This is a genomic window from Streptomyces sp. NPDC091682, from assembly GCF_044756625.1.
Lineage (GTDB): Bacteria > Actinomycetota > Actinomycetes > Streptomycetales > Streptomycetaceae > Streptomyces.
Map to the genome: position 1 here is coordinate 440,036 of NZ_JBIVTH010000002.1, position 23,496 is coordinate 463,531.

The 23,496-nt window shown below is 70.1% G+C and carries 24 protein-coding genes and 1 pseudogene; 18 read left to right on the forward strand and 7 right to left on the reverse strand.

Annotated elements, in window-relative coordinates; genetic code table 11:
• Positions 1–280: 280 nt before the first annotated feature.
• The 4 genes from ACIQK6_RS06335 (at position 281) to ACIQK6_RS06350 (ending at position 4,241) form a co-directional block, all read left to right on the forward strand.
• Positions 281–1,087 carry an SDR family NAD(P)-dependent oxidoreductase gene (locus ACIQK6_RS06335; RefSeq protein ID WP_402694424.1) on the forward strand — a complete coding sequence of 269 codons (807 nt, stop codon included), beginning with the start codon at positions 281–283 and terminating at the stop codon, positions 1,085–1,087.
• 14 nt (positions 1,088–1,101) lie between these two features.
• A complete protein-coding gene (locus ACIQK6_RS06340) occupies positions 1,102–1,176 on the forward strand; it encodes a 50S ribosomal protein bL37 (RefSeq protein ID WP_371681089.1) in 75 nt (24 codons plus the stop codon).
• Positions 1,177–1,360: 184 nt separating this feature from the next.
• Positions 1,361–3,139 carry a MerR family transcriptional regulator gene (locus ACIQK6_RS06345; RefSeq protein WP_329096194.1) on the forward strand — a complete coding sequence of 593 codons (1,779 nt, stop codon included), beginning with the start codon at positions 1,361–1,363 and terminating at the stop codon, positions 3,137–3,139.
• Between the two features lie 259 nt (positions 3,140–3,398).
• Positions 3,399–4,241, forward strand: coding sequence for a hypothetical protein (locus tag ACIQK6_RS06350; protein WP_402694425.1), 843 nt, complete (start codon positions 3,399–3,401; stop codon positions 4,239–4,241).
• Between the two features lie 54 nt (positions 4,242–4,295).
• On the opposite strand, the gene ACIQK6_RS06355 is transcribed toward ACIQK6_RS06350, so the two are convergent.
• A complete protein-coding gene (locus tag ACIQK6_RS06355; protein ID WP_329107437.1) occupies positions 4,296–4,982 on the reverse strand; it encodes a response regulator transcription factor in 687 nt (228 codons plus the stop codon).
• 400 nt (positions 4,983–5,382) lie between these two features.
• Here ACIQK6_RS06355 and ACIQK6_RS06360 point away from each other — a divergent pair.
• Positions 5,383–5,547 (forward strand): annotated as a pseudogene (locus ACIQK6_RS06360) (cation transporter); the annotation flags it as partial.
• 53 nt (positions 5,548–5,600) lie between these two features.
• Here the strand turns inward: ACIQK6_RS06360 and ACIQK6_RS06365 are convergent.
• Positions 5,601–7,163, reverse strand: coding sequence for a Na+/H+ antiporter (locus tag ACIQK6_RS06365; protein WP_329096197.1), 1,563 nt, complete (start codon positions 7,161–7,163; stop codon positions 5,601–5,603).
• A gap of 212 nt (positions 7,164–7,375) precedes the next feature.
• Here ACIQK6_RS06365 and kdpF point away from each other — a divergent pair, with 212 nt between their 5' ends.
• From kdpF to ACIQK6_RS06400, 7 genes are all read left to right on the forward strand, one after another.
• Positions 7,376–7,465 carry a K(+)-transporting ATPase subunit F gene (gene kdpF, locus ACIQK6_RS06370; protein WP_099888229.1) on the forward strand — a complete coding sequence of 30 codons (90 nt, stop codon included), beginning with the start codon at positions 7,376–7,378 and terminating at the stop codon, positions 7,463–7,465.
• Positions 7,466–7,467: 2 nt separating this feature from the next.
• Positions 7,468–10,044 carry an ATP-binding protein gene (locus ACIQK6_RS06375; RefSeq protein ID WP_402694426.1) on the forward strand — a complete coding sequence of 859 codons (2,577 nt, stop codon included), beginning with the start codon at positions 7,468–7,470 and terminating at the stop codon, positions 10,042–10,044.
• Between the two features lie 322 nt (positions 10,045–10,366).
• Positions 10,367–10,810 carry a hypothetical protein gene (locus ACIQK6_RS06380; protein WP_329096201.1) on the forward strand — a complete coding sequence of 148 codons (444 nt, stop codon included), beginning with the start codon at positions 10,367–10,369 and terminating at the stop codon, positions 10,808–10,810.
• On the forward strand, positions 10,810–12,873 hold the full coding sequence (locus ACIQK6_RS06385) for a hypothetical protein (protein WP_402694427.1): 2,064 nt from the start codon (positions 10,810–10,812) through the stop codon (positions 12,871–12,873). The genes ACIQK6_RS06380 and ACIQK6_RS06385 overlap by 1 nt, the downstream gene beginning before the upstream one ends.
• A 14-nt stretch (positions 12,874–12,887) precedes the next feature.
• A complete protein-coding gene (locus tag ACIQK6_RS06390) occupies positions 12,888–13,400 on the forward strand; it encodes a hypothetical protein (RefSeq protein ID WP_329096205.1) in 513 nt (170 codons plus the stop codon).
• Between the two features lie 64 nt (positions 13,401–13,464).
• Complete coding sequence (locus tag ACIQK6_RS06395) at positions 13,465–13,710, forward strand: hypothetical protein (RefSeq protein ID WP_329108299.1); 246 nt, start codon at positions 13,465–13,467, stop codon at positions 13,708–13,710.
• 112 nt (positions 13,711–13,822) lie between these two features.
• Positions 13,823–14,383, forward strand: a complete 561-nt coding sequence (locus ACIQK6_RS06400) for a hypothetical protein (RefSeq protein WP_402694428.1) — start codon at positions 13,823–13,825, stop codon at positions 14,381–14,383.
• A 21-nt stretch (positions 14,384–14,404) separates the two neighbouring features.
• On the opposite strand, the gene ACIQK6_RS06405 is transcribed toward ACIQK6_RS06400, so the two are convergent.
• Positions 14,405–15,535, reverse strand: a complete 1,131-nt coding sequence (locus ACIQK6_RS06405; protein ID WP_329096209.1) for a universal stress protein — start codon at positions 15,533–15,535, stop codon at positions 14,405–14,407.
• A gap of 264 nt (positions 15,536–15,799) precedes the next feature.
• On the opposite strand from ACIQK6_RS06405, the gene ACIQK6_RS06410 reads away from it, so the two are divergent.
• The 6 genes from ACIQK6_RS06410 (at position 15,800) to ACIQK6_RS06435 (ending at position 21,129) form a co-directional block, all read left to right on the forward strand.
• Positions 15,800–16,465, forward strand: coding sequence for a CBS domain-containing protein (locus ACIQK6_RS06410; RefSeq protein WP_329096210.1), 666 nt, complete (start codon positions 15,800–15,802; stop codon positions 16,463–16,465).
• A 173-nt stretch (positions 16,466–16,638) separates the two neighbouring features.
• The gene (locus ACIQK6_RS06415) at positions 16,639–17,505 is read left to right on the forward strand and encodes a universal stress protein (protein WP_329096212.1); all 867 of its coding nucleotides are present in this window, start codon (positions 16,639–16,641) and stop codon (positions 17,503–17,505) included.
• 198 nt (positions 17,506–17,703) lie between these two features.
• Positions 17,704–18,306 (forward strand): CBS domain-containing protein, encoded by a 603-nt coding sequence (locus ACIQK6_RS06420; RefSeq protein WP_329096214.1) that lies wholly within the window; start codon positions 17,704–17,706, stop codon positions 18,304–18,306.
• 116 nt (positions 18,307–18,422) lie between these two features.
• Complete coding sequence (locus tag ACIQK6_RS06425) at positions 18,423–19,082, forward strand: CBS domain-containing protein (RefSeq protein WP_402694429.1); 660 nt, start codon at positions 18,423–18,425, stop codon at positions 19,080–19,082.
• Positions 19,083–19,235: 153 nt separating this feature from the next.
• Entirely contained in the window at positions 19,236–20,111 is an 876-nt protein-coding gene (locus ACIQK6_RS06430; RefSeq protein ID WP_402694430.1) for a universal stress protein, read from the forward strand.
• A gap of 28 nt (positions 20,112–20,139) precedes the next feature.
• Complete coding sequence (locus ACIQK6_RS06435) at positions 20,140–21,129, forward strand: Acg family FMN-binding oxidoreductase (RefSeq protein WP_329096219.1); 990 nt, start codon at positions 20,140–20,142, stop codon at positions 21,127–21,129.
• Between the two features lie 22 nt (positions 21,130–21,151).
• Here the strand turns inward: ACIQK6_RS06435 and ACIQK6_RS06440 are convergent, their stop codons facing one another.
• From ACIQK6_RS06440 to ACIQK6_RS06455, 4 genes are all read right to left on the reverse strand, one after another.
• Positions 21,152–21,457, reverse strand: a complete 306-nt coding sequence (locus tag ACIQK6_RS06440) for a DUF1876 domain-containing protein (RefSeq protein WP_329096221.1) — start codon at positions 21,455–21,457, stop codon at positions 21,152–21,154.
• Entirely contained in the window at positions 21,441–22,064 is a 624-nt protein-coding gene (locus ACIQK6_RS06445; RefSeq protein WP_329096222.1) for a cation-transporting P-type ATPase, read from the reverse strand. Before ACIQK6_RS06445 ends, ACIQK6_RS06440 begins: the two co-directional genes overlap by 17 nt.
• Positions 22,057–22,566 (reverse strand): hypothetical protein, encoded by a 510-nt coding sequence (locus ACIQK6_RS06450; RefSeq protein ID WP_402694431.1) that lies wholly within the window; start codon positions 22,564–22,566, stop codon positions 22,057–22,059. The genes ACIQK6_RS06445 and ACIQK6_RS06450 overlap by 8 nt, the downstream gene beginning before the upstream one ends.
• 139 nt (positions 22,567–22,705) lie before the next feature.
• Positions 22,706–23,209, reverse strand: a complete 504-nt coding sequence (locus ACIQK6_RS06455) for a flavodoxin domain-containing protein (protein ID WP_329096224.1) — start codon at positions 23,207–23,209, stop codon at positions 22,706–22,708.
• Positions 23,210–23,496 lie beyond the last annotated feature (287 nt).

Genomic DNA, 23,496 nt, shown 5'->3' on the forward strand with positions numbered 1-23,496 from the left:
GCTTGCCTCCGCTTCCCCGATGCGCTGGGATTGCGCCATGAACAGCGGTCCGCGCTATGACGATCGGCCACCGAATCCGGTGCAGCCGACGGCGCCCGCCGTCCGCCCGGCTCTCTGACTACGGCCGCGCGTCCTCCGCGTACCTGCCACCAGCCCCGTGATGGGCGCTGACCGAGGCTCCGTACGCATCCTCACTTTCACCGCATGACCTGAGAGCCCATGTCCCCGCCTCGCGCCGGGCGCCGGGCACGTCAGGCATGCCCTCTTCCAGGAGTCCGCCATGTCCTCATCCCTGCCCGGCCGTACCGTCCTCGTCACCGGAGCCACCTCCGGCATCGGCTACGAGACCGCGCGCCAGCTCGCCAAGCTCGGCGCCACCGTCCTCCTCCACGGCCGCACGCCCGAGGAGGCGCAGGCGGCCACCGACCGACTCATCGCCACCTCCGGCATCAACGGCGACCTGCTCCGCCCGCTCGCCGCCGACTTCACGCGGCTGGAGGAGGTCGAGAACCTCGCCCATGCCGTCGTACGGGAGCACCCGTGCCTGGACGTACTGGTCAACAACGCGGCCATCGCCGCGCCCGAGCGCCACACGCTGACCGCCGACGGGAACGAGATCGCGTTCCAGGTCAACTTCCTGGCCCACTACCTCCTCACCAATCTCCTGGAACCCGCCCTCACCAGTGACCCCGGCAGCCGCGTCGTCAACGTCTCCTCCGCACTGCACCGTTCCGGCGCCATCCAGTGGAACGATCCGCAGCGCGTGCGGCGTTACTCGCGGCTCGCCGCGTACGCCCAGTCGCAGCTCGCGCTGACCGTCTTCGCCGCCGACCCGCGCGTCACCGCCGTCTCCGTCAATCCCGGCGTGTGCGAGACCGGCCTCCTCCCGCTGTACGGGCACGAAGGCGCGCCGGCCGCCGAGGGCGCGCAGCACGTCGTACGGCTCTGCGACCCGGCCACGGAGATCGTCAACGGCGCCTGCTACGACCGCTCCGAGCGCGTCGCCCCGGCCCCCGCCGCCACCGAGGACCGCACCATCAAGCGCCTCAACAAGCTCGCCGACCTCCTCGTCGGCCACACCGCCTGAAGGGATCCACAGACATGTCCAAGCGCGCACGCAAGAAGAGGGCCCGCCGCAAGAAGGGCTCCAACCACGGCAGCAAACCCAACTGCTAGTCATCAGCCCGCCCCGTGGGGCGGCCCTCCGACAGGGCCGCCCCACTTCCATGGCCCCGCAAGGAAGTCCCGTGATCAACCTGCCGTCGCATCGCCTCCCGGCCCTCGTCCGCTGGTTCCCCACCGGAGCCCCGGGCTCGGGCGCCCTGACCGAGCACGTCCTGACCACCGAGGCCGGCCGCTGGTGGTGGACCGCGTCATCCAGCCGCGCGCGATCGCTGTCGAATGCGGGGACCCCGTACTCCTGCACGGAGAACCGGGGGCCCTCACGCCGGGCGAACTCGCCGTCTTCGCCGATCACTCCGTCGAAGCCCCTGGCCGCTTCCTCCCGCTGATCGGTGCCGCGTTCCAGCAGGTGGTGCCGTGGCAGCGTGTGGTGTACGTCAAGCGGTCCCCCATACCGGTCGCCCGACCGCCGAGGGGTGTCACCGTACGCAGGCTGAACGCGCGAGACACCCGGGCGCTCACCACGCTTCCGCCCGCCATGAGCTGGATCCACCGCACCTGGGGCGGCCCCGAGGCCCTCGCCCGCTCCGGCCACGCCTGGGCCGCATTCCAAGGCGACCGCATGGTGGCCGTGGCCTGTACCTACTTCCTCGGCACCACCTACGAGGACGTCGCCTGCGTCACCGTGCCCGACCCTCGCCTGCAGTACCTGGCGCTCGACTGCGTCAACGCCTTGTGCTCGGACATAGCGGCCCGCGGGCACACGCCCAGCTGGACCTGCTCGGCGAGCAACCGCCCCGGCCGCCTACTCGCCTGGACCGCCGAGTTCCGCCCGGAGCGGGAGTACGCCCACTACGCCGTCGGCCCACCCACGGCGACCGGAAGAGCGGACGCGGGATCAAGTGACGTCGGTGGGCAACGTCTGGACAGCCGACTACAGCTGCCGGTCGGTTCCGCTTTCCCCGTTCCCCTTCAGCAGCCGATCCAGTTCGTTCCCGGCCTCGTCGTACCCGGCGTCGGAGATCCGTTGCAGCTCGCGCAGGTCGCCGGTCGCGGCCGCGCGTCGAGTGAGCAGGAACCCGGCGTGCATGCATCCCTCATCCAGCAGCTCGCTCAGTTCCCCGAGGTCGCCGGCCGCGTCGGCGAGGTCCGCCAGCCGGTCCAGAGCGCTCTCGTTGCCTTCGTCGGCCAGCTCGCGCAGGGTCTCCCGATCGATGTTCATGTTCGTCATAACGCCATGCTGCAACCCTGCCCCAGGGGAAAGGTCAAGTGGGACGATGGCCGGGTGATCACCATCGGGCAGCTGGCCAGGTACGTCGGAGTGTCGACCAAGACCATCCGCGTCTATCACGACAAGGGCCTGCTCCCTGAACCCGACCGTGATGCGTCCGGCTACCGGCGGTACGGCGCGAACGACGCCGTCGACCTGATCAAGATCCGGACGCTCGCCGAAGCCGGCGTCCCGCTGGCCCGAATCCGGGACCTGCGATCAGCGACCGACGAGGAGCTCCAGCAGGCCTTGCGCGAGATCGACGACGAGCTCACCGCCCGCATCAGTGGTCTGCGGGCAACCCAAGGGCGCCTGCGCCAGCTCGCCGCCGGGCAGCTGGCACCGCTGCCCGACGAGGTCGGCACCCATCTCGAGCGCCTGGCCCGCTGGGGATTCACGCCTCGATGGGTGGACCTGCAACGCGATCTGTGGATCCTCGTGTTCGCCACCCACCCGGACCGCGCGTTCATCCTCTTCCACGACCAGGCCGAGACCACGGCCGACCCGGCGCTGCGGCAGCTCTACCTCGACTACGACCACGCGCACGACCTCGGCCCCGACGACCCCCGCATCGACGATCTGGCCCGCCGGATCGCCGATGCGACGCGGGAACGCTACGGCCGCGACGTACTTCCCGCGCTGGATACGGGCTCGGAGATCCCCTCCCTCATCCAAGGCACCGTCAACGCATCGTCTCCGGCATGGCAGCGACTCGACACGCTCATTCGCGCACACCTGGGCGTATGACGCGACGTGCGGGCAGCCCGGGGACGGCAGCGCCCCGCAGTCGGCGGGTCCCTCTCACCGGACTCGGCCAGCCGTCGCCGCAGCCCCAGCACGGTCAACCCTGCAGTGGGCAGCAGCGCCTCGCCGGCTGTCGGGACCTGTGCGGTCAGCGGCCCGCTCGGACCGCCACGCCATCTCTTTCGAATCCGGCCTGTCGACCCCGCGTCTCCCGCAGCCATCGCCAAGGAGCAAGATCCGGAGCCGGGCCTAGGATTGAACCATGAGCACGGCAGACGACGACCGCATCGCCCTCGACCTCCTCGACTCCCATCTCGAAGACCTGTGGCGGGCAGCCATCGAACTCCAGCGGGGAAACCGGGCCGTCGTCCCCGAGGCACCGCGCGAGCTGGACGGGGCCGCTGCGGACGGTGCGGCCACGGAACTCCTGCGGTGGGGGTACGCAGAGCTGGCCGGCTTTCCGCGCTCGCCGGCCGACGTGTTCGCCCGCAGCGTCGGCAGCACCCTCATGGAGGTGCGGCGGCGCCGCAGCCCCTGGAACGCGGCGGCCCTGCGCCTGCTGGATGATCCGTACGTCTTCCTCGCCACCGGTCCGCGCCGGCACGAGGACTGGGCCGAGGACGTGCTCGCCCTGATGCACCGCGAGGTCCCGGATCCGCGCGGCTGGCTGCGGATCGACGGCGACCGCACCAACAATGCCCGCTACGCCGTACCGACGTACCCCTTCGAGCCGCCGCCCGCCGCCGAGTTCCGGGACCGCTTGCACGAGCTGGAGCCGGCGGGGGCCGTCACCGCGCTCGCCGTCATGGCGGAGGAGTGGAACGAGGGCCGGCCCGTCCGGAACCGGCCGGAGCGCGATGCCCTGCTGGCCGACGCACGGTTCCTGCTGGACCGCTACGGCCCGGACGCCCGGTTCTGGACGAATGCCCAGGACGCGGCCTCGGACCCCGCCCGCGACTTCGTCCAGGCCGGCCTCGAAGGGACGAGGGTCCACGGGTTCATCACAGGCGAGTACATCAACGGCCTCGACCTGTTCGAAGAACTGGGCCTCATCGCCGTGTCCGACGAAGAGGTCGGGGTCTTCTGGTCCTTCGGCGCATACTGACACTGGCTCCCCTGCACCTGGACCCGTCCAGAAGCCCCGCCGGCCTCGCCTCGGTCACGCCTCGAAGCGGTAGCCCATGCCGGGGGCGGTGATCAGATGGCGCGGGTGCGACGGGTCCGCCTCCAGCTTGCGCCGCAGGTGGGCCATGTACACCCGGAGGTAGTTGGTCTGCGTTCCGTACGAGGAGCCCCACACCTCCTGGAGCAGACGCCGTTGGCTGACGAGTCGGCCGCGATCGCGGATCAGGACTTCCAGCAGATGCCATTCCGTCGGCGTGAGCCGGATGTTCTTCCCCCTGCGCCGGGCCTTCTTGGCGAGCAGGTCGACCGTGAACTCCTCGGTCTCGACCAGCGCTTCGTCCGATGCGGCCGTGCCTTGTGTCGGGGTGCGGCGAGCCACGGCTTTCAGTCTGGCGAGCAGTTCGTCCATGCTGAAGGGCTTGGTGATGTAGTCGTCGGCACCCGCGTCCAAGGCGTGGGTCTTCTCCTCGGAGCCGTGGCGGGCGGAGACCACCAGGACGGGTACCTGCGACCACACGCGCAGTCGCTTGATCACATCGATCCCGTCCATGTCGGGAAGCCCGAGGTCGAGCAGGACCGCGTCCGGGCGGCGGGCCGCCACGGCCTCCAGGGCCGTACTCCCGTCCTGCGCGCAGTCGACTTCGTACTTCCGCGCCTTCAGATTGATGACCAGCAGCCGCGCAAGCTGCGGTTCGTCATCCACCACCAGCACCCGGGGCATCGGCGCGCCGCCTTCCTGTCGCATGTGGAGATCCGGATCGGACCGTTGGCTTTCCCCGGAGGTGACGGCCCGACCGTGATGCGTCCGGCTCCAGTCCGCCCCCCTAGGTCCGGGCTGGGCATGGTCTCGGCGGAGATCACTCGCGCCCTCCAACCTCGCATCACGGACGGCCGTCCGATTCCCCCTGCGCTCAGTCTGCGATCACTGCCGGGAGCCGACGTGCCACGTTGACACCCCTCTTACGGCCAGCCTGTGCTTCTTGACGCACCGCTGATGTCGGGTGAGTCCCGGTGGCCGGCCGGCTCCCGCCACCTGCGCCTCCATCGGCATCTCGGGCGCCTCACCTTCGACCGGCGTCCCGCGCGGTAGACGTGATGCAGCGCCTCTGTCGCTACGGACCGACCCCATCGCCGCCCTGGTCATCGCCGCCATCGCGCTCAAGGAAGACCGCGACGCCTGGCAGGGCAAGGGCTGCTGCGCGACACCCGCCGCCACCGTCGTGCCGTCCGTCGACACGGCGACGGACGCGTGCGGATGCCGACCCGGTTGCGACTGCTGCGGCTGACCCGGCGCCATCACCTGGCGAGTACCGGCCACGCCGGCCGCCGCAGTTGAACCTCAGCTCGCCAGCTCCAGCCGTGCCTCTTCCAGGTCCAAGGAGCGCTGGAGGTTCCGGCGGGTGGCGTCGCTGATGTGGTGTTCGTCGTACAGCCGCTGGAGTTCGGCCGCCTCGACCCGGATGAGGTCACGGCGAAGCAGGCGGTACACGTAGTCCGCGGACTCGGCCAGGTCGGCTTCTTCCAGGCGGTCGTGGGCATGTTCGAGACGTGCCTGCAGACTGCGCCGCAGGCGGTCCGCCACGACGTCCGGAACCGCTTCGAGGTCGGACATCTCGTCCAGTCGCCGGATCCCGGCGGATGCGAGGGCGCACCGGGCCGAGGCCTCCTCGCGTTCGGTGTGGTCCGGTTCGAGAGCGATTCCGGAGCGGCGGACCACGTCGGCCAAGGTGAAACCCTGGGCGACAAGGGTGACCACCACCACCGACGTCGTCAGCACGAGTACGAGTGACCGCTGATCCAGAGGGCTTCCGTCGTCCGCAAGGACCGGGATGGACAGCGCCGCGGCCAGCGGGACGACGCCGCGCGTTCCCGCCCAGGTCAGCACGGCCGGGACGCGCCAGGACGGGCGTACGCCGGCGTTGCGCTGGACGACGGCCGAGAGCGGCAGGACCCACAGAAGGCGCACGGTGACCAGGGTCGCGGCGACCGCCAGGGCGTACAGCGGCCAGAGTCCGTCGGCGGCGGTCAGCGCGGCGACCTGTCCCGGCAGGGTGAGCCCGATCAGGCTGAAGACGACGCTCTCCAGCAGGAAGACCACGGTGCCGTTGACGGCGTGCAACTGGATCCGTATGCCGGCGTTGGTCAACCGGTCGGCCCGGCCTCCGAGCACGACACCCGCCACGACGACCGCGGTCACGCCCGACGCGTGCACCGCCTCCGCCAGCACGTAGGCGGCGTACGGGGTCACCAGCGCGATGACCGTCTCCAGTACCGGGTCCTCGGTCCTGCGTCGGATCAGCGCCACCACCCCGGCGACAGCTCCCCCGATGAGGGTGCCGCCCCCGGCGAGCAGTGCGAACTCGGTGCCCGCCGCCTGCCAGGACACTCCGGCAGAGGCCGCGGCGACGACGACGGCGACCCGGAAGAGCACGAGCGAGGTGGCGTCGTTGAACAGGCTCTCGGCCTGTACGAGGACCTGGACGCGGGGCGGCAGCGCCAGGCGCCGGCCGAGCGCGGTGACCGCCACGGGGTCCGTGCTCGCGAGGATGGCCCCGAGCACCAGCGCCATCTGCCACGTCAGCGGAGTGATCAGCGACGCGATCACCCCGACCGCGGCCGCCGAGGCCAGCACCAGGCCGACGGCGAGCACACTGACCGGCTTCCACACCAGGCGCAGCTCGCGCCAGGACAGTTCCTCCGCGCTGGCGTAGAGCAGGGGCGGCAACACGACGAGCCCGATGACTTCGGGACTGACCCGGATCTCGGGAGTGCCCGGTATCAGCGCGACGACGAGGCCCGCGACAACGAGCAGTGAGGGCGCGGGGATTCGCCAGCGGCGGGCACCCGTGGCCACGACCGTGGCCAGCACCACGAGGAACAAGACCGTACCGACGCTGCGCATTACGCCCCCACCCGAGTCGACGCGGACCATGCGGTCTCACGACGCCGACCAGGCTTCCCGGCACACCGCCTTCACCCTATCGATGTAACGGCCGTCAATACACCGTCAAAGTCCCACCCCAGTGCCGTTAGGAGCGCATCAGGGACGTTTCGTTCACGACCTCGCTGGTGTTCGCTGGTGAGGTTGAGGGCGTCCGGAGGAGTCGGGTACGGGTGAGTACGGAGAATGTCGTCGGCATCATCATTGCGGTCTGCCTGGTCGGGTATCTGATCCTGGCGTTCTTCTTTCCCGAGAAGTTCTGAGCATGACGACGACGGACGCGGCCGGCCTGACGGCAGGGGCGGCACAGCCGGTCGTCCGGCCCGGAAGGCTCAAGGTCTTCCTGGGCGCGGCCCCCGGGGTCGGCAAGACGTACCGCATGCTCGACGAGGCCCATCGCCGGGTGGCGCGCGGGGCGGATGTGGTGGCCGGTTTCGTGGTGTGCCACCGGCGCCGGCACACCGAGGCGAAGCTCGACGGCCTTGAGATGCTGCCCTTGGCCGGCCACGACTACCGTGGCGGCCGGTACGCGGAGTTGGACCGGGAGGCGCTGCTGTCCCGGCGTCCGCAGGTGGTGCTGATCGACGAGCTCGCCCACACCAACGTCCCGGGCGGCGGCCGGCACCCGAAGCGCTGGCAGGACGTCGAGGACATCCTCGCCACTGGCATCGACGTCGTCACCACGCTCAACATCCAGCACCTGGAGTCGCTGAGCGACGTCGTCGAGAAGATCACCGGGGTGCCACAGCGCGAGACGGTGCCCGACGAGTTCGTACGCCGCGCCAACGAGATCGAGCTGGTCGACATACCCCCCGAGGGGCTTCGGCGCCGGATGGCCCACGGCAACATCTATCCCCCGGAACGGATCGACGCCTCCCTCGCCAACTACTTCCGCCCCGGCAACCTCATCGCGCTGCGGGAGCTGGCCCTACTATGGCTGGCCGGACGAGTGGACGAGGCGCTCCACAAGTACCGCGTCGAGCACGGCATCGGGGAGGTCTGGGAGACCCGGGAGCGGGTGGTGGTGGCGCTCACGGGCGGCCCCGAGGGCGAGACCCTGATCCGTCGCGCCGCCCGCATCGGCGGCCGCTCCGCGGGTGGCGAACTGCTCGCCGTGCACATCGCACGCAGCGACGCCCTCGCTGCCGGGGTCTCGCACGCGGCGCTCGCCGCGCAGCGGGCCCTCGTCGAGGACCTGGGCGGCAGCTACCACTCCGTCGTCGGCGACGAAGTACCCACCGCCCTGGTGGACTTCGCCACGGCGGAGAACGCCACCCAGCTCGTCCTCGGTACGAGCCGCCGCCGCAGGCTGGAACGTTTCCTCACCGGCCGGGGAATCGGCGAGACCGTCGTCGGGCTCTCCGAGGACATCGACGTCCACATGGTCACGCACGAGCGTGCCGGCCACGGCCGACTGCTGCCGTCCCGCCGCCGCACGCTGCCCACCTCCCGGCTCATCGCCGGACCCGTGGCCGGTGTCGTCCTCCCCGTACTGCTCACCCTCGCCCTGGACCGGATGCGCGGCACGCTGAACCTGACCAGCGAGGCGCTGCTGTTCCTGGTGGCCGTCGTCGGCGTGGCCTGCATCGGAGGCGTCGCCTCCGCCGTGATCGCGGCACTGACCGCCGCCCTGCTCCTCAACTACTGGTTCATGCCGCCCATAGGCGAGTTCACCATGAGCGACCCGGACAGCGTGCTGGCGCTGGTGGTCTTCGCCGTCGTCGCCGCCACCGTGGCCGCCGCCGCGGACAGGTCCCTGCGCCTGTCTCGCCGCGCCGCCCGGGCCACGGCCGAGGCCGAGACGATGTCCTCCCTCGCGGGCAGCATCGTGCGCGGCGACCAGACGATCCCGGCCCTGCTGGAACGGACCCGGGAGACCTTCGGCATGGACACCGTCGAGCTGGCTCCGGAAGCACCTGACGCCGCCTCCGGGACGGAGAGCGGACACCGCATCCGTGGCGGCCCGGACCCCGACCTCGTGGTCGCGGCCGGTCCCGGCGACTTCCTCGTCCTGCGCGGCCGTACGCTGCCGTCCTCCGAGCGCCGCGTCCTGGCCGCCTTCGCCGCGCACGTCGGCGCCGCGGTCGAGCGGGCCCGCCTGGCCGAGGCCGCCGCCGAAGTCGAACCCATCAAAGCCGCCGACCGCCTGCGCACCGCCCTGCTGCGGGCCGTCAGCCACGACCTGCGCACCCCACTGGCCGGGGCGCTGGCCGCGATCGGCTCGCTGCGCGCCACGGGCGTGGACTTCTCCGCGGAGGACCGGGCGGAGCTGCTCGAATCCGCCGAGATGTCCCTGAACCGGCTGAACCGGCTGGTGGAGAACCTGCTCGACCTAAGCCGCCTACAGGCCGGCGCCCTCACCCTCGAACTGCGGGCCACCACTCTCGAGGAGGTCCTGCCCGCCGCTCTGGATTCACTGGACCTGCCGTCGGCGGATACGCCCGGCATCGACGTGCAGAACCTGGAGACCGTGCCGGCGCTGCAAGCCGACCCCCCTCTGCTCGAACGGGTCCTGGCGAACCTGGTCGGCAACGCCATCCGCCATGCCCCGGGAGACCGTCCCGTTCTGGTGACGGCGAGTGCCCTGGCCGGCCGGGTCGAGGTCAGGATCGCCGACCGGGGCCCCGGAATCGCCGCCGACGACCGCGAGCGCGCCTTCGAGCCCTTCCAGCGCCTCGGCGACCGCGACAACACCGCCGGACTCGGCCTCGGCCTCGCCCTGGCCCGCGGACTCACCGAGGCTATGAACGGCACCCTCACACCCGAGGACACCCCTGGCGGCGGTCTGACCATGGTCCTGTCCCTGCCCGTCGCCGCCGATGCGACCGCAGGGCGGCTCTGACCCGTATGTCCTCCTCCACCCTCCACCTCCGAACGGACCTCGGACAGCGGTCTCAGCACATGATCATATGCGGGGACGACGGACTCGTGCACCGCCTGGCACAGGAGCTCGACGCCGTGTGCGGTGAGGCCGTCACGGTCGTGCTGCCGTCGCGCCGCGATGGGCACGGCGCGGACGTCGTGGCCTTGCGCCGCGCCCCCCGCTCACCGTCGAACTGCTCGTATCCGCCAGGCCGGACGATCTCGAATGACGCGCAATCGCCGTACCGGTCGGCAACAACCCTGAATCACGCAGGGGAAGTCATTTTCACCATGGGGGTCTTATGTCGTTCGATGAGGAATGGGCGGAGCTCAGGTCGGCAGCTGCCGAGAAGCAGACCGTCATGCGGCTCAATCAGCTCGATCCAGGAGGGGGCGGTGGGCCGGGGCCGCAGGGGGATCTGGTGGTCACGCAGAAGGATCTGGCGGCCGTCGGAAACGCGGCGTTCAAGCTCCGCCAGAGGCTGGGCACCGACGGGGACCACGCCAAGGCCAGTACGTACGAGGCGGCAGGCGCTTTGAAGAAGGACTTCGCCCTGGGCGCGGCCCTCTCGACGGTCGCGGACAAGTGGCACGACCAGGTGGGCACGCTGCTGGATGCCTGCGCCCACATCTCCAACCATCTGGACTACACGCAGAACGCACACGCCGAGGACGAGTACTGGATCGCGACCCAGTTCAAGTTCGCGCAATTGGACAAGGGCTTCGAGGAAAGGGCACAGCACTGATGGATCTGGACGCACTGCGCTTCGCGGACTTCTCGAAGCTGTCCACGGCCGTGGCCGACTGGACGGCGATGGCCACCAAGCTGTGGGAGCTGGAGTCGGACGCCCGCGGGGACCTGGGTGGAAAGGCGGCGAAGGCCGACTGGGCGGGGGTGAACGCGACCGTGACACGCGAGTTCATCGGCAAGACCGCCAAGGAATTCGCCGACGCGGCCACCGAGGCCACCAGCATCGGGAACATCCTGCGCGACACCCACGGTGAACTCGTCGACTACGAGACCCGGCTGAACGTGGCCATCTCACGTGCCCTGGAGAAGAACCTCACCGTCGTGGGGACCGGTGACGGCGGATTCACCGTCACGATGAACATCCACCCCGACCGTGCCGCCAAGGGCCACACGGTCCCCGAGCACACCGAGGCCGACGCAACGGCCTTCAGGGACGAGGTACAGCGGATTCTGGAGGGGGCCACGGAGAGCGACAGCACGGCCGCGCAGGCGCTCACGATGCTGGTCGGCCAGACCCCGTACGGCTTCTCCGATGCCGCCTACTACGACCGCGACCGGGCGACGGACGCGATGAAGGACGCCGACCGGATCGCGAAGCTCCTCAAGGCCAAGGGGGACGACCTGTCCCCGGAAGAGTTCGACAAGCTCAATGCCGACCTGGCCAAGTACAAGGACGACCGGCTCTTCCAGGAGAAGCTCGCCACCACCATCGGCCCGCGCGGCCTGCTCGACTTCTGGACGGACCTGGCCGACCCCTCCGACGGGGGGACTCTCCAACGCTCCCGCCACGACCAGTTCGGCGACTTCCAGCGCAACCTCTCCCTCACCCTGGCCGGCGCCACCCAGTCCGACAGCCCGGCCATGCGCACCTGGGAGAACGACATGGTCAAGCTGGGCGAGGAACGGTTCCAGACCCGGGGCAGTCAGGTCTACGGCTACCAGGTGATGAGCAACCTCATGCGCAACGGCGACTGGGACAACCGCTTCCTGAACGACTACGGCAACGCACTCGTGGCCACCGAGAAGAGGATGAAACTCCCCGCGAACTACTGGAACGGCGGCCTCCCGCCGGTCCCGAGGATGAATTTCATCGGCGAGGACTTCGGCCGCGACCCGATGACGGGCTTCATAACCGGGCTGGCGGCCAGCCCGCACGCGGCGACCGAGTTCTTCAACACCACCCAGCCCACCGACAACGCCCAGTACGTCCTCGGTGACCGTCAGACCTTCGATGACACCCCGCTCGACAACAAGGACGGCAACTCCGCCCGCGAGGCCACCGGCGCCGCGCTGGTCTCCGCCGCCACCGGCGTCAACCCCAACGACCCCACCGCGCACCCGGCCGACCTCACCCCCGAGCACCGTCAGGTTCTGGACCGCTCGCTGAAGTACCTCTCCGAGCGGGGTGACGACTTCCCCTCCGAGATGCGCGACGACATGGCCAAGATCCTTTCCGTCCACGGCGACGTCGTCCACCACTCCGCCAGCACCCTGTCGGCCACGCCCGACGACCCCCGGCTGCTGGACCGGCAGCAGCTCCTGGAGGTCAGCAAACAGCTCTCACGGGACCAGAACGCATACGGCATGCTCAACGAGGCCATGAACCGCGAGATGATCAAGGACATTTACGGTGACCAGCCTCGGGATCCCAAGGAGACCCTCCAGCGGGCCGGCAATACGGTCGGCTTCCTGGAGGAGGCCCGCTACCAGGCCCTGAAGACCGACAAGGACGATCCCTCCTGGGAAGCCAAGTGGCGCTACCACGGCTTCGGGGGCGCCGCGAACTTCATTCCGGTCGTCGGCGACATCGCTCAACGAGGCGTCGACGCACTCGCCTACCAGTGGCAGCTCGACGAACAGGCCCGCATCGAGGAGGGGTTCCAGGAGAAGAACCGAGACGTCTTCCTGCTCCGGGAGAACCAGCTGCGAACCCTCTCCCAGGAGTGGGCCAAGGCCAACCCGGGCCACAGCAACGACCCCTACACCCTGGAGAACGAGATCAACCTGGCAGCAGTGAACGGGAACAAGCGCGCTCAGGGCCTGGCAGGTGCCCATTGAGGCGCAGCACGGCGGTGGCGGTGGCGGTGTCGGTGGCCGTCGCAGCTGCCCTCCTGGCGGCGGCAGGGTGCTCGAAGACTCCTCAGTACGCCGTACCGGGTGATGTCTGCGGGGTCGCGGTCGATCCCGCTGTCCTGGAACCCTTGCTGCTCCCGGGCGAGAAGCTGGAACAGTCGACGGTCCTTTCCCGGCCCGGCGCTCCTCACTGCTTCGTGCAGGTGGACGAGGAGAGCGTCCTGGGTGTGCAGGGGGAGGTCATACCGGCAGATCAGGACCCGAGCGTGCGGAGAGAGTGGCAGATGCCCGCTGCGGCAAGGATCGAAGTCGGTGACGACGCCCGTGTGAGCGACATCAACGTGGTCGCGGTAGCCGCGTGCGCCCACCAGGGCAAGGCTGACAAGTTCGTCGTCCAGGTCGAGCGTTTTCACCCCGAGCGCGATGACGCCAGGAAGCGCCGGGAGGCTCTGGCCGGCTTCATGACGGTGTACTTCCCGGCTGCAAGGAAAGCGGTGGGCTGCACCTCATGACCGTATGCGCCGGCCCTCTCCGGCAGAGCGGACCACCAAGAACCTTCGACGGAGGACACAGCCTGTGCGGTACGACGACGAACCGGTCTTCAAGCGCAGCAAGTGGGGAACGAACCGCTACTACTACAACCCCGGCAACCCCGTCGGGCTCGCCCTGATCATCATCACGCTGCTCGTCGTCGGCACGATGATGATCCTCATGGCCAACCGGGCCGGACCGTTCAAGCCCGCGCCCGCCCCCGCGCCCTGGAGCCCGCCACAGTACGACTACTCGCCGCCGTCACCTTCGAGCAGCCCACCGGGCCGTTGAACGCCGATGGGGTTCCCGCCCGACGGGAACCCCATCAAGACGGCGTAGCCATCACATCAGCAGCGCATCAGGGTCCGACTCCAGGGCCGCTACCAGCCCTAACGTCGCTCTCATGGGACGACATTTCACTCAGGCGGCGGCTGGCGCACCCGGCGCCGAGGCGGCACTTCGCGGACCCTGCGCACACGACGTCCAATGGGCCGGTGAGAGGCGCTCGGCGCTCGGAGTCGCGTTCCTCCTCTTCACGGCCCTGTTCACCGTGGACGCCGGTCTCGGAAGCCTCGACGTGACGCGCGGCGTCCTCTGGACCGGCCTGGCCGGCCTCATCTTCGTCGTCCTGCTGCCGCCCCAGGTCTCCGTACGTCCCGGTCTGCTCAGCGCCCGCGGAATGCTGATGACGAACACGGTCCGGACCGACTCACTGGCCTCGGTCCGCTGGTCCGACGGGGTGGCCCAGCGGCTGATCCTCCAGGACACGGAGGGAGGCCAGGTCGAGATCGACCCGACGGTCCTGGTCCGCAACCCCGCAATGTGGCGCCTTCTCGACACGGACAGCCGCTCGTCCCTCCGGCACGGCACCCTGCTGCACGGCGCGACCGCTCTGCGACAGCTGGCGCAGCGCATCGACCGGGAGACGGCCCACACGGTCTTCAAGGTTTCCGGCTTGCAGTGACCCCTTACGCCCCCACGCCAGTCACCGATCCCGCTTGGGTGCTGCTGCCGGCAGCGTGAGCGTCACCGCGAACCCGCTGCCGACGGTGGAGCGCTCCAGGGTGCCGCCCATGGTCTCCGTGAGGTCGCGGGACATCCGCAGGGCCAGGCTGTCGGCGCTGCGGACCGGGGGCGCCCCTGACGTCGCCTCCTCCGCCCCCTGGCCGGCTCCGTCAGTGATGTGGATCTCCACAAGGCCGGGCCGGGCCTCGGCCGTCAACCGCGCGCGCAGGTCCGTTTCGGCGTCGTGGGCGGCAAGCCGTCCGTGGGAGTACGCCATACCCAACTGGGCCGCGCACGCTGCCAGCACGCGCTGATCTCCGCTGCTCAGCGGTCGTCCGCGGGCGGCCAGCGAGATGTCGTCGCCGACGGGGCTCTCCACATCGGCGTCGTAGGGGCGCTCGGGTGGATCAACGCCGGTGCTGGCGACGACGGAACAGCGGGGCTCGGCGGCATGCCCGGTATCCCTCTCCAGCAGGCTGACCGCGTCCAGGCCGAGGTCCTCCCGTACCTGTTCGAGCAGGGTCGGCAGGTCCTGGCCGTGCATCATGGCGGTGGCCAGCCGGCTCAGCGCCCTGGCCTCGGAGCTCGCTCGGACGGCCTGATACGTGCGTTGGGCCGCCGTTCCGGCGGCCATGCCGACGACGACGGCCCCTACCTCGCCGGCTTGCCCGGCTCCCCGGACCACGATCATCGGAGTTTGGGCACCCGCCGCGGTCTTGAGGCCCACCGAGCCGAGCATGAGGGAGCCGAAGCCGCCCCGGCCCCGGTTGCCCACCACGACGGTGCCGTGCAGGGCGGCGGCTCTGTGCAAAGCCGTCACCGGATCGCTCCGGCTGAATTCCGTGGTGACGTGCGCGCTCGGAAACTCGGCTCTGACCGCCTCCGCCGTTTCGTCGAGCAACACGCGACCGGCGTGCCGGACCTGTTCGACGGACTCGGCCGACAGGTAGATGATTCGCGCGTCGGTGTCGGCCCCGTACACGATGTGCAGCGGACGGTCACGGCGTACGGCCTCGGCAGCAGCCCACATCGCTGCCGTGCGCGCGGAGTCGGAGCCGTCGACCCCCACGACGACCGAGCTGCTGTCCGGGTACCGGACGGTCCCTTCCATGCTTCCTCCTCGCCGAGCCGGTAAGGGCAGGTGACACACTGTCATCGGGCTGCCCTCACATGAGGGCCGGTCGGGGCCACGTTCGGGGCCGAAGGCCCCCATCGGGTTCTCCCGGCGCCGACCGTCGCCCGAAGCCGACCCGAACGGTCCACGCGGAGGACCGTTCGGCCCTCCTCGCCGTCGCCGGATGTAGCGGAAGGTTGACCCTGAATCCCCAGGCAGCGGCACTGCCCCGGGCGGCGCGAGGAGGCGGGAGGTACCTCCATGAAGCACATCAAGGTGGGAGACCTGATGACGGACGAGGTTGTCGCCGTGGTGTCGGCCACCTCCTTCAAGGATGTCGCGAAACTGCTCGCACAGCACGACATCAGCGGACTGCCCGTGGTCGACGACGAGGACCGGGTGGTCGGCGTCGTCTCCGAAAGTGATCTCCTGATCAGACAGGGAACCCCTGTCGCCCCGCACACCGAGGCCTCCTCCCTCGCCGAAGTCACGGCGGGCGAGGTGATGTCCACCCCGGCGGTGACCGTCGACGCGGAAGAGACCGCGGCCGACGCTGCACGCCTCATGACACGCCGGAACGTGGAACGCCTTCCCGTCGTGGACGAGGAGGGCCGGCTCGTCGGGATAGTCACTCGGCGTGATCTGCTTCGGCTCTTCCTGCGTCCCGACGCCGAAATCCGGCGCCGGGTGATCGATGAAGTCCTCCGCGACGTCTTCGACGTGCGCGCCGACGCGGTCGAGGTGCACGTCCTGGACGGCGTCGTCACGTTGTCCGGCGCGGTGGACCGGCAGAGCCGGGTTCCGGTCCTGGTCCGTCTGGTCGAACGCCTGGACGGAGTAGTGGCGGTCGCGTCCAGCGTCACCGGCCGCATCGACGATGCGTCGCTCGCCCCGCCGACCCGAACGGCCCAGACCATGCCGTGGTGACGGGTGAGGCCTGGACGCCCTGACCGCAAAGGGCAGGGACGGTGGTCACGAGGACTGGGCCGGGGACGGGACCAGTCGGTCCTGGGCGGGGACACACGGTCTGTCCCGTCCCCGGATCCGGGTGATTCTGGAGGTACAGCACACGCAACCGTGTGACACGGAGAGGGCATGCCATGGGACACCACGTGATCGTCGGCGTCGACGGTTCGCCCGAAGGCCGGGCAGCAGCGCGCTGGGGCGGCCAGGAGGCCGCTCTACGGAACGTTCCGCTTCGCTTGGTCCACGCAGTCGACTGGCCCGTGGCCCCTGCGATCCCCCGGACGGGCCGCGAGAAGGCCGACCGGTGGGCGGACGAGGCACTCGCCGAAGCAGCACAGGAGCAGCGGAGCCGCCATCCGCGTACGGAGATCACCACTCGATGCCTTTCCGGCCGGCCGGCCGCTGTTCTCGCGGCCGACGCCCTGGATGCCGGGTTGCTCGTCCTCGGCTCCAGGGGGATCGGCGGCCTGGCCGGATTCCTCATCGGCTCGGTCGGCCTGTCGACCGTGATCGCCACGGAGACACCCGTGGTTCTGGTGCGGGCGGACGGGCCGGACCGGCCCGTCCCCGACGCACGGGGCGGGATCGTCGTGGGTGTCGACATCCACGAGGCCGCGGACCACGTCCTGTCCTTCGCCTTCGAAGAGGCCTCGATCCGAGGCTGCCCCCTGCGCGCCGTCCACGGGTGGAAGCTCCCGGCCGCCTACGAGTACGTCCCCTTCTTCGACCCGGAGAACGAGCGGGAGATCGGTGCGAGTGTCACGCGGATGCTCGATGACATGCTGCTGCCGTGGCGGCACAAGTTCCCGTCGGTGGACGTCACCACGCGCGCGTACATGGGGTCCGCCGGTCGCGAACTCGTCCGGGAGGCGGCCGGCGCGGACCTCGTGGTGGTGGGGCGGCGGACACGCCGTTCGCCGCTGGGCGCGCATCTGGGCTCGGTGGCACACGCCGTTCTGCATCACTGTCCCGCGCCGGCCGCCGTCATCGCCCATGACTGATGTCCGGTCCCGGACAAGGAGCAACGGCGCGGTCAGCGTGGAGCGGGCACTCGGCTGCACGACGGATGACCCGGCGGTTCAGCCCGCCACTTCCGGCCCCCGCTCCGCGAAGGGCCGGAAGTGCCCGACCCGGCCCCTGCTCCCTGTCGGCCCGCAGACTCGAAGGGACCGATACCGACCACTGCTCCCGGAGGAGTCATGAAGTCTCCGCGCACCGTCGACGACGTCATGACCGGTGCCGCCATCTCCGTCGACACCGGAGCCCAGTTCAAGGACATCGTGGAGACCATGCGGGAGTGGCGCATCAGCGCCCTGCCCGTGCTGTCCGCGGACGGACGCGTCGCGGGTGTGGTCTCCGAGGCCGACCTGCTGCTGAAGGCGCAGGGCATGGACGAGTCCCGCGCCGTCACGGCCGGGCAGCTGATGACCGTACCTGCGGTGACCGTGACCAAGGACGCCACCATCGCCGGTGCTGCCCGCCTCATGGCCCGCGGCCACCTCAAGCGACTGCCCGTGGTCGACGGCGACAACCGCCTCGTCGGTGTCGTCAGCCGGGGCGATCTGCTCAAGATCTACCTCCGGCCGGATGAGGACATCGGAGCCGAACTGCGCGAGCTGCTCACCGCGTACCTCCTGCCGACCCGATCCGCCGAGGTCTACGTCCACGTGGCGAACGGGATCGTATACCTCCGCGGCACCGTTCCCGATTCCGCCACCCGGGACATGGCGGTACGTGTCGCACGCACCGTGCCGGGCGTCGTCGATGTCACGGCCACGCTGGACGTCGGCGCGTCCGGATGAGGGGCACCGGAGCCGATCTGCTCCGGGGGCGTGTGGACGTGGTCAATCGGCTCATGTTCGAGGACGACGACATGTCGGTCGACATCCACGGGGCCGCAGGACGGTAGGAGTAGACCGTGAAACACCGAGAAGTGGGCGAGCTGATGACCCGCGAGGTCGTGACGGTGCAGGGCGGCTCGCCGTTCAAGGACATCGTCCGCGCCCTCGCCGAACACAAGGTGTCGGCCGTCGCCGTCGTCGACAACGCAGGACATCCCCTGGGCGTGGTGTCTGAAGGAGACCTCCTGCCGAAGTCGGCAGATCAGGGGGACTTCTTCCGCTCGCTGCCCGTGACTGACGCTCTGGAGCACGAGAAGGCGGTGGCCACGAGGGCCGAGGAACTCATGTCGGCTCCCGCCGTGTGCGCCGGGCCGGACTGGACCGTTGCCGAAGCGGCCCGGCTCATGGAGGCACAGGGTGTCAAACGACTTCTGGTCGTCGACGCGGCGGACGAGCTGGTGGGCATCGTCAGCCGGCGCGATCTACTGAAGATCTTCCTACGCGACGACAACATCATCCGCCAGGAGATCATCGGCGATGTACTCGACCGCACTCTGCGCCAGGACCTCGACGCGATCACCGTCCAGCTGGCCGACGGCCGGGTCGAACTGCACGGTTCCGTGCAGTTCAAGAGCCTGGTCCCGGTGATCGAAAGGCTGTGCCGAACCGTCGACGGAGTGGTGCAGGTGACGCAGCACCTCGGATACGCGGTCGACGACCTCGTACCCGGCCCCTGAAGCCCGGCCTCGCTCGTCGCCGGAAGGCGTCCTCGCCGGACGTCGGGTGGGGCCTCCCGAGCCCCCGAGGGGCCACTCGGCACCTCCCGATCCGGCACCGTCGGGTCGAATCTGAAAGGAGAGCCGGGTACTCGATCAGAAGGAGCCGGACACATGACGCACCGCATCACCGTGGGCCTGGACGGAAAGCCCGAGAGCACCGCCGCCGCCCGCTGGGCCGGCCGCGAGGCGGAGCTGCGGGGAGCCTCACTGGACCTCGTCCATGCCGAGGAATGGCTGGAGAATCCGCCGCTGCCCGTCACCACCACGGAGGAACGCAGACGCTGGGCCACGGAGGTCCTGCGCAAGACGTCCAAAGCGGTCCGCCTCGACCATCCGTCGCTGGAGATCACCACGCGCCGGGTCAGTGGACTGCCCGACCTCGCTCTCGCGTCCGCCGCCAAGGATTCCGACATGCTGGTGCTCGGCACGCGCGGCCTGGGCACCGTCGCCGGATTCCTCGTCGGGTCCGTCGGGACGAACGCGATCGCGGCAACGGAGCGACCCGTCGTCCTCGTACGGTCCGCCGATCGTGAGGGGAACCCGCCCGACGGAGGCCGGGATCGTGGACCGGTCGTGGCCGGGGTGGACGTTCAGCACCCGTGTGACGGCCTCCTCGCGTTCGCCCTCGAGGAGGCTTCACACCGCGGATGCCCGCTGATCGTCATCAACGGATGGTCGCCCCCGCCGATCATGAGCTACTCACCCGTACTCGAGCCCGGGATCAACGAGGAGATCCAGCACGGCATCACCACGGCGCTGGACGGAATGCTGGCCCCGTGGCGTGAGAAGTTCCCGACGGTGAGCATCGACGCGCGCGCCACCATCGGCCGGCCCGCGGCCCAGATCCTCGACGCCGCTCGGGAGGCCGCCCTCGTCGTGGTCGGCCGCCGCATCCGGCGCACCCCGGTCGGCCCCCACATCGGCCCCATCACCCACGCCGTGATGCATCACGCCACCTCGCCGGTCGCCGTCGTCGCCCACGACTGACGCCGACAGCACAGACAGGAACCGTCCCGTGTCCGCACAGCGCTTGGACCCCGAGAGCGTCGTCCCCCTCGTCGAAGACGCCGTCGCGGCGCCTTCCATGCACAACGCCCAGCCCTGGAAGTTCGTCCTCAGGCCGAACGCGGCGCTTCTCGAACTGCGCGGCGATCCCGAACGGGCGATGCCGCGCGCCGACCCTGACCACCGCGCCCTTCATCTGGGCTGCGGCGCGGCGCTGTTCAACCTGCGGGTATCGGCAGCGTCAGCGGGCTTCGCCGCGGTCGCGGAGCTCCTTCCCGACGGTCTCGACCCGTGGCTGCTCGCCCGGGTCCGCTTCCAGGCGGCCTCGGACATCGATCGGGACCTGATTCCGCTGCATCCGGCCGTACGAAGCCGGCACTCCAGCCGCTTCCCATTCACCGAGGAGCAGATCCCGGCTGCCCTGATGGACGCTCTGTGCGCGGCCGCCCGGTTGGAGGGCTGCCGTCTGGTCGTGCCGGACGCCTGGCACACCGAGACCGTACTCGGCGTGGTCCGCGACTCCGAGCACCGTGAAGCCATTGACCCGGCGCTTCAAGACGAAACGTCCGCGTGGACCCATCCGGCAGACGGCGGCGAACAGGAGCGGAGCGACGGCATTCCCGTATCCGCGTTCGGCCCCCGCCCCTCCGGCAGGTCCTCCCCGGTCCGTGACTTCGGCCGGTCACAGCCTGCGTCGGGGCGCAGCTGGGCCGTGTTCGAGGAGCATCCTCAGATCGCCCTGCTGGGCACGTCCGAGGACACCCCTGTGGACTGGCTCCGTGCGGGTCAGGCTCTGGAACGGGTCCTGCTCCAGGCCACCGCCGACGGCCTCGTCAACTCGATGACCTCGCAGCCGCTGGAATGGCCCGAACTCCGCTGGACGGTGCGGGATCCCGTCGCGCCGATGGGGCACGTCCAGATGGTCATCCGGCTGGGCTACGGACCCCAGGGGCCGGCGACTCCCCGCAGGGCGGTCGCGGAATTCCTCGAAGTCGTCTGACGGCGGCAACGTGGTCCGGCTGCTACGAGGCGGCGGCGTCCAGCCACCCGGTATACGGCTTGAGCGAGTCCTGCGGGCGTGTCCCCGCTCCGACGGCACCGATGTCGCCGTACGCGGTGCGCTTCATCTGCAGGGCCAGGTCCTCCATGGCCCGGGCGACGGCGAGTTCGTCGCCGATCTCGGGAACGTCACTGTCCTGCGGGTTGCAGCGAGCGGTGCCGTGCCCGGTGATCCTGGTGGTGCCGGTGTCGAGTTCCAGTCGGGCCTTCGTGGTGCGGTCCTCCTCGAACAGGAAGAGCCGGACCTTCCATTCAGCGGTGTGCGACATGGCGGGTCTCCCGGAGTCGGTGAGAGGTGTGGAGGCGGTTTCGACGCGCCCGGCGCCGCAGTTCGTCGGTGCCCCAGACGAGCACCGGGAAGACCGCTATGAGGGCGACGACGTCGAGGGGCAGTGCGGCCGTACCGAAGATGCCCTGCAGCGGCGGCACGTAGACGAGCGCCGCGGTGAAGAGCCGACCGTCCCGGATCACCGTGGCGTGGGTCGGCAGATAGCGCGCGAGGGTCTCCACCGCCTGCTCGGCCTGGCGCTCCTGGAGCAGGGCGAAACCCGCGTTGAGGAGGATGACGGCGACGATCGCCCAGCCGAGTACGGCGATGTCCGCGACGAAGGCCATGGCAGCCGCCGCCCACAGCAGCAGGGCGAGGGGATGGACCAGTTGGCGGACGAGTTCACGTCCCAGCGACGTACGCGCCTTGCGGCGCACCTCGTTCGGGCCGTACACGGCCAGGCGACGCGCCGCCTCGCGATCGGAGAGCCCCCTCTCCCCAGTTCCCAGTTCGCGACGCAACAGCGGCAGGGGCTCCAAAGGGTCAAGGGCGCCGCCGGCCTGCGGGCCCGGCTCGGCGGCCTGCGGGCGTGAGGGCGCCTCAGTCATCACCGGCCTCCCGGCCATGCCGCAGTCGGCCGGACCAGCCCGGTTCGACGCGTTCCCATCCGTGCTCCCACTCCGCGAGGTTGCGTGCTTGGAGGAGGCGCAGCCGCAGGAGGACGACCCCGGCGCTCGCGAGTGCGATCAGGGCCGCGCTGCCCGCTCCGGCTGCAACTGCGTCCGACGCCGCCGTGGCCCCGGTTCGGGGAGCTGAGGCCACCGCACCGTTGTCGTCGACCCACAGGGTGACGGTGCGTCCCACGGGTGTCCCTGCCAGGACGGGAAGGGCGGAGGTGTGGCGGGTTCCCGAGGGAAACTCCCACCGCGCACGCGCTGTCGTGGTGACCGCGCCCGCCCGGGTCGAGGAGTGAGGCGCGGGCTCGCCGATCGTGGTCGCTTTCACGAGGTGGCGGTGCCGTGCCTGCTCCGCGGCCGCGCGCAGTCCGTTGTCCACAGCGGTCAGTCCCACCTCGACCCCGCAGACCACGGCGAGAACGCACGACAGCACGAAGGCGGCGATCCAGCGGCTGCGCGTACGATCCGTCGCCCGCCGGAGCGGGTTGGCCTGAGCATGACGCCTGTGCCCTGGACCGGACGAGCTTCGGTGGAACATGCCACACCTCCGCGCTGTAACGGTGCCGATCCGCTCAGTGGGCAGCGGCGAGTTCGGCACTGATGTGATGGGCCCAGCTCTGGATCTGCTCCGGATTGCGGAAGTCGCCGCCCTTGCCCGCCCGGACCATGGCCCGGGCGATCAAGCCCGGCGTGCCCGAGGTGATGCTGCCGCCGAAGGTCCGGTGCTCACGCGCCCCGATGCGCTCCATCTCCCGGGCCACGGCGGGCACGGGCGGGATCTCGTGCTGCTCCGCGCTGCTGTCGACCGGGCCACTGCTGAACAGCCAGACCGGCCGGTGCTTGAGGTAGTCGGCGTTGCGTTCCGCGCAACGCTTGGCCTTGCCGCTCCAGTGACCGGCGTAGAGGGCACCGCCCAGCACCACGGCGTCGTACCCCCGCACGTCCTTCACGTCGTCGGCGGGAAGCACAGTGGCATCGAGACCGTCCTCCCGGAGGGTCCGGCCGATCTGTGAGGCGATGCCGGCCGTCGCTCCGTGCTTGCTGCCGTAGGCCACGAGCACTCTCTTCTGCGTCATGACGACTCTCCGTTCCCACTCATCACTGGCCGCTCCGGCCGGACGCATCCGCCGCAGAGCTCCGAGTGGTCCTTCTCTTCCTCTCAGTCTGCTCCGCGCGGAAGGCGCTGCGCCTCCGCTCGATCCGGGCACCTGGCATCGTGCGCCGGCCCTTCCGACCTCCTGCGGGCACCCTTCGGGTGTCTGCCTTCACGCTCCTCCGGAAGGAAGCCGTTCACATGGGTCGCATGGGGCCGTGCGGGGACCGTTCGGCCCTCGTCGACACGCAGCGGCCGCGCGGACCGGGC

What these genes read in the sequence shown, in the direction of transcription:
- ACIQK6_RS06335 (WP_402694424.1), top strand. Translation starts at nt 281, where the DNA reads ATGTCCTCATCCCTGCCCGGCCGTACCGTCCTCGTCACCGGAGCCACC.
- ACIQK6_RS06350 (WP_402694425.1), top strand. Translation starts at nt 3,399, where the DNA reads ATGAGCACGGCAGACGACGACCGCATCGCCCTCGACCTCCTCGACTCC.
- ACIQK6_RS06355 (WP_329107437.1), bottom strand. Translation starts at nt 4,982, where the DNA reads ATGCCCCGGGTGCTGGTGGTGGATGACGAACCGCAGCTTGCGCGGCTG.
- ACIQK6_RS06365 (WP_329096197.1), bottom strand. Translation starts at nt 7,163, where the DNA reads ATGCGCAGCGTCGGTACGGTCTTGTTCCTCGTGGTGCTGGCCACGGTC.
- ACIQK6_RS06375 (WP_402694426.1), top strand. Translation starts at nt 7,468, where the DNA reads ATGACGACGACGGACGCGGCCGGCCTGACGGCAGGGGCGGCACAGCCG.
- ACIQK6_RS06380 (WP_329096201.1), top strand. Translation starts at nt 10,367, where the DNA reads ATGTCGTTCGATGAGGAATGGGCGGAGCTCAGGTCGGCAGCTGCCGAG.
- ACIQK6_RS06385 (WP_402694427.1), top strand. Translation starts at nt 10,810, where the DNA reads ATGGATCTGGACGCACTGCGCTTCGCGGACTTCTCGAAGCTGTCCACG.
- ACIQK6_RS06400 (WP_402694428.1), top strand. Translation starts at nt 13,823, where the DNA reads ATGGGACGACATTTCACTCAGGCGGCGGCTGGCGCACCCGGCGCCGAG.
- ACIQK6_RS06405 (WP_329096209.1), bottom strand. Translation starts at nt 15,535, where the DNA reads ATGGAAGGGACCGTCCGGTACCCGGACAGCAGCTCGGTCGTCGTGGGG.
- ACIQK6_RS06410 (WP_329096210.1), top strand. Translation starts at nt 15,800, where the DNA reads ATGAAGCACATCAAGGTGGGAGACCTGATGACGGACGAGGTTGTCGCC.
- ACIQK6_RS06415 (WP_329096212.1), top strand. Translation starts at nt 16,639, where the DNA reads ATGGGACACCACGTGATCGTCGGCGTCGACGGTTCGCCCGAAGGCCGG.
- ACIQK6_RS06420 (WP_329096214.1), top strand. Translation starts at nt 17,704, where the DNA reads ATGAAGTCTCCGCGCACCGTCGACGACGTCATGACCGGTGCCGCCATC.
- ACIQK6_RS06430 (WP_402694430.1), top strand. Translation starts at nt 19,236, where the DNA reads ATGACGCACCGCATCACCGTGGGCCTGGACGGAAAGCCCGAGAGCACC.
- ACIQK6_RS06440 (WP_329096221.1), bottom strand. Translation starts at nt 21,457, where the DNA reads ATGTCGCACACCGCTGAATGGAAGGTCCGGCTCTTCCTGTTCGAGGAG.
- ACIQK6_RS06445 (WP_329096222.1), bottom strand. Translation starts at nt 22,064, where the DNA reads ATGACTGAGGCGCCCTCACGCCCGCAGGCCGCCGAGCCGGGCCCGCAG.
- ACIQK6_RS06455 (WP_329096224.1), bottom strand. Translation starts at nt 23,209, where the DNA reads ATGACGCAGAAGAGAGTGCTCGTGGCCTACGGCAGCAAGCACGGAGCG.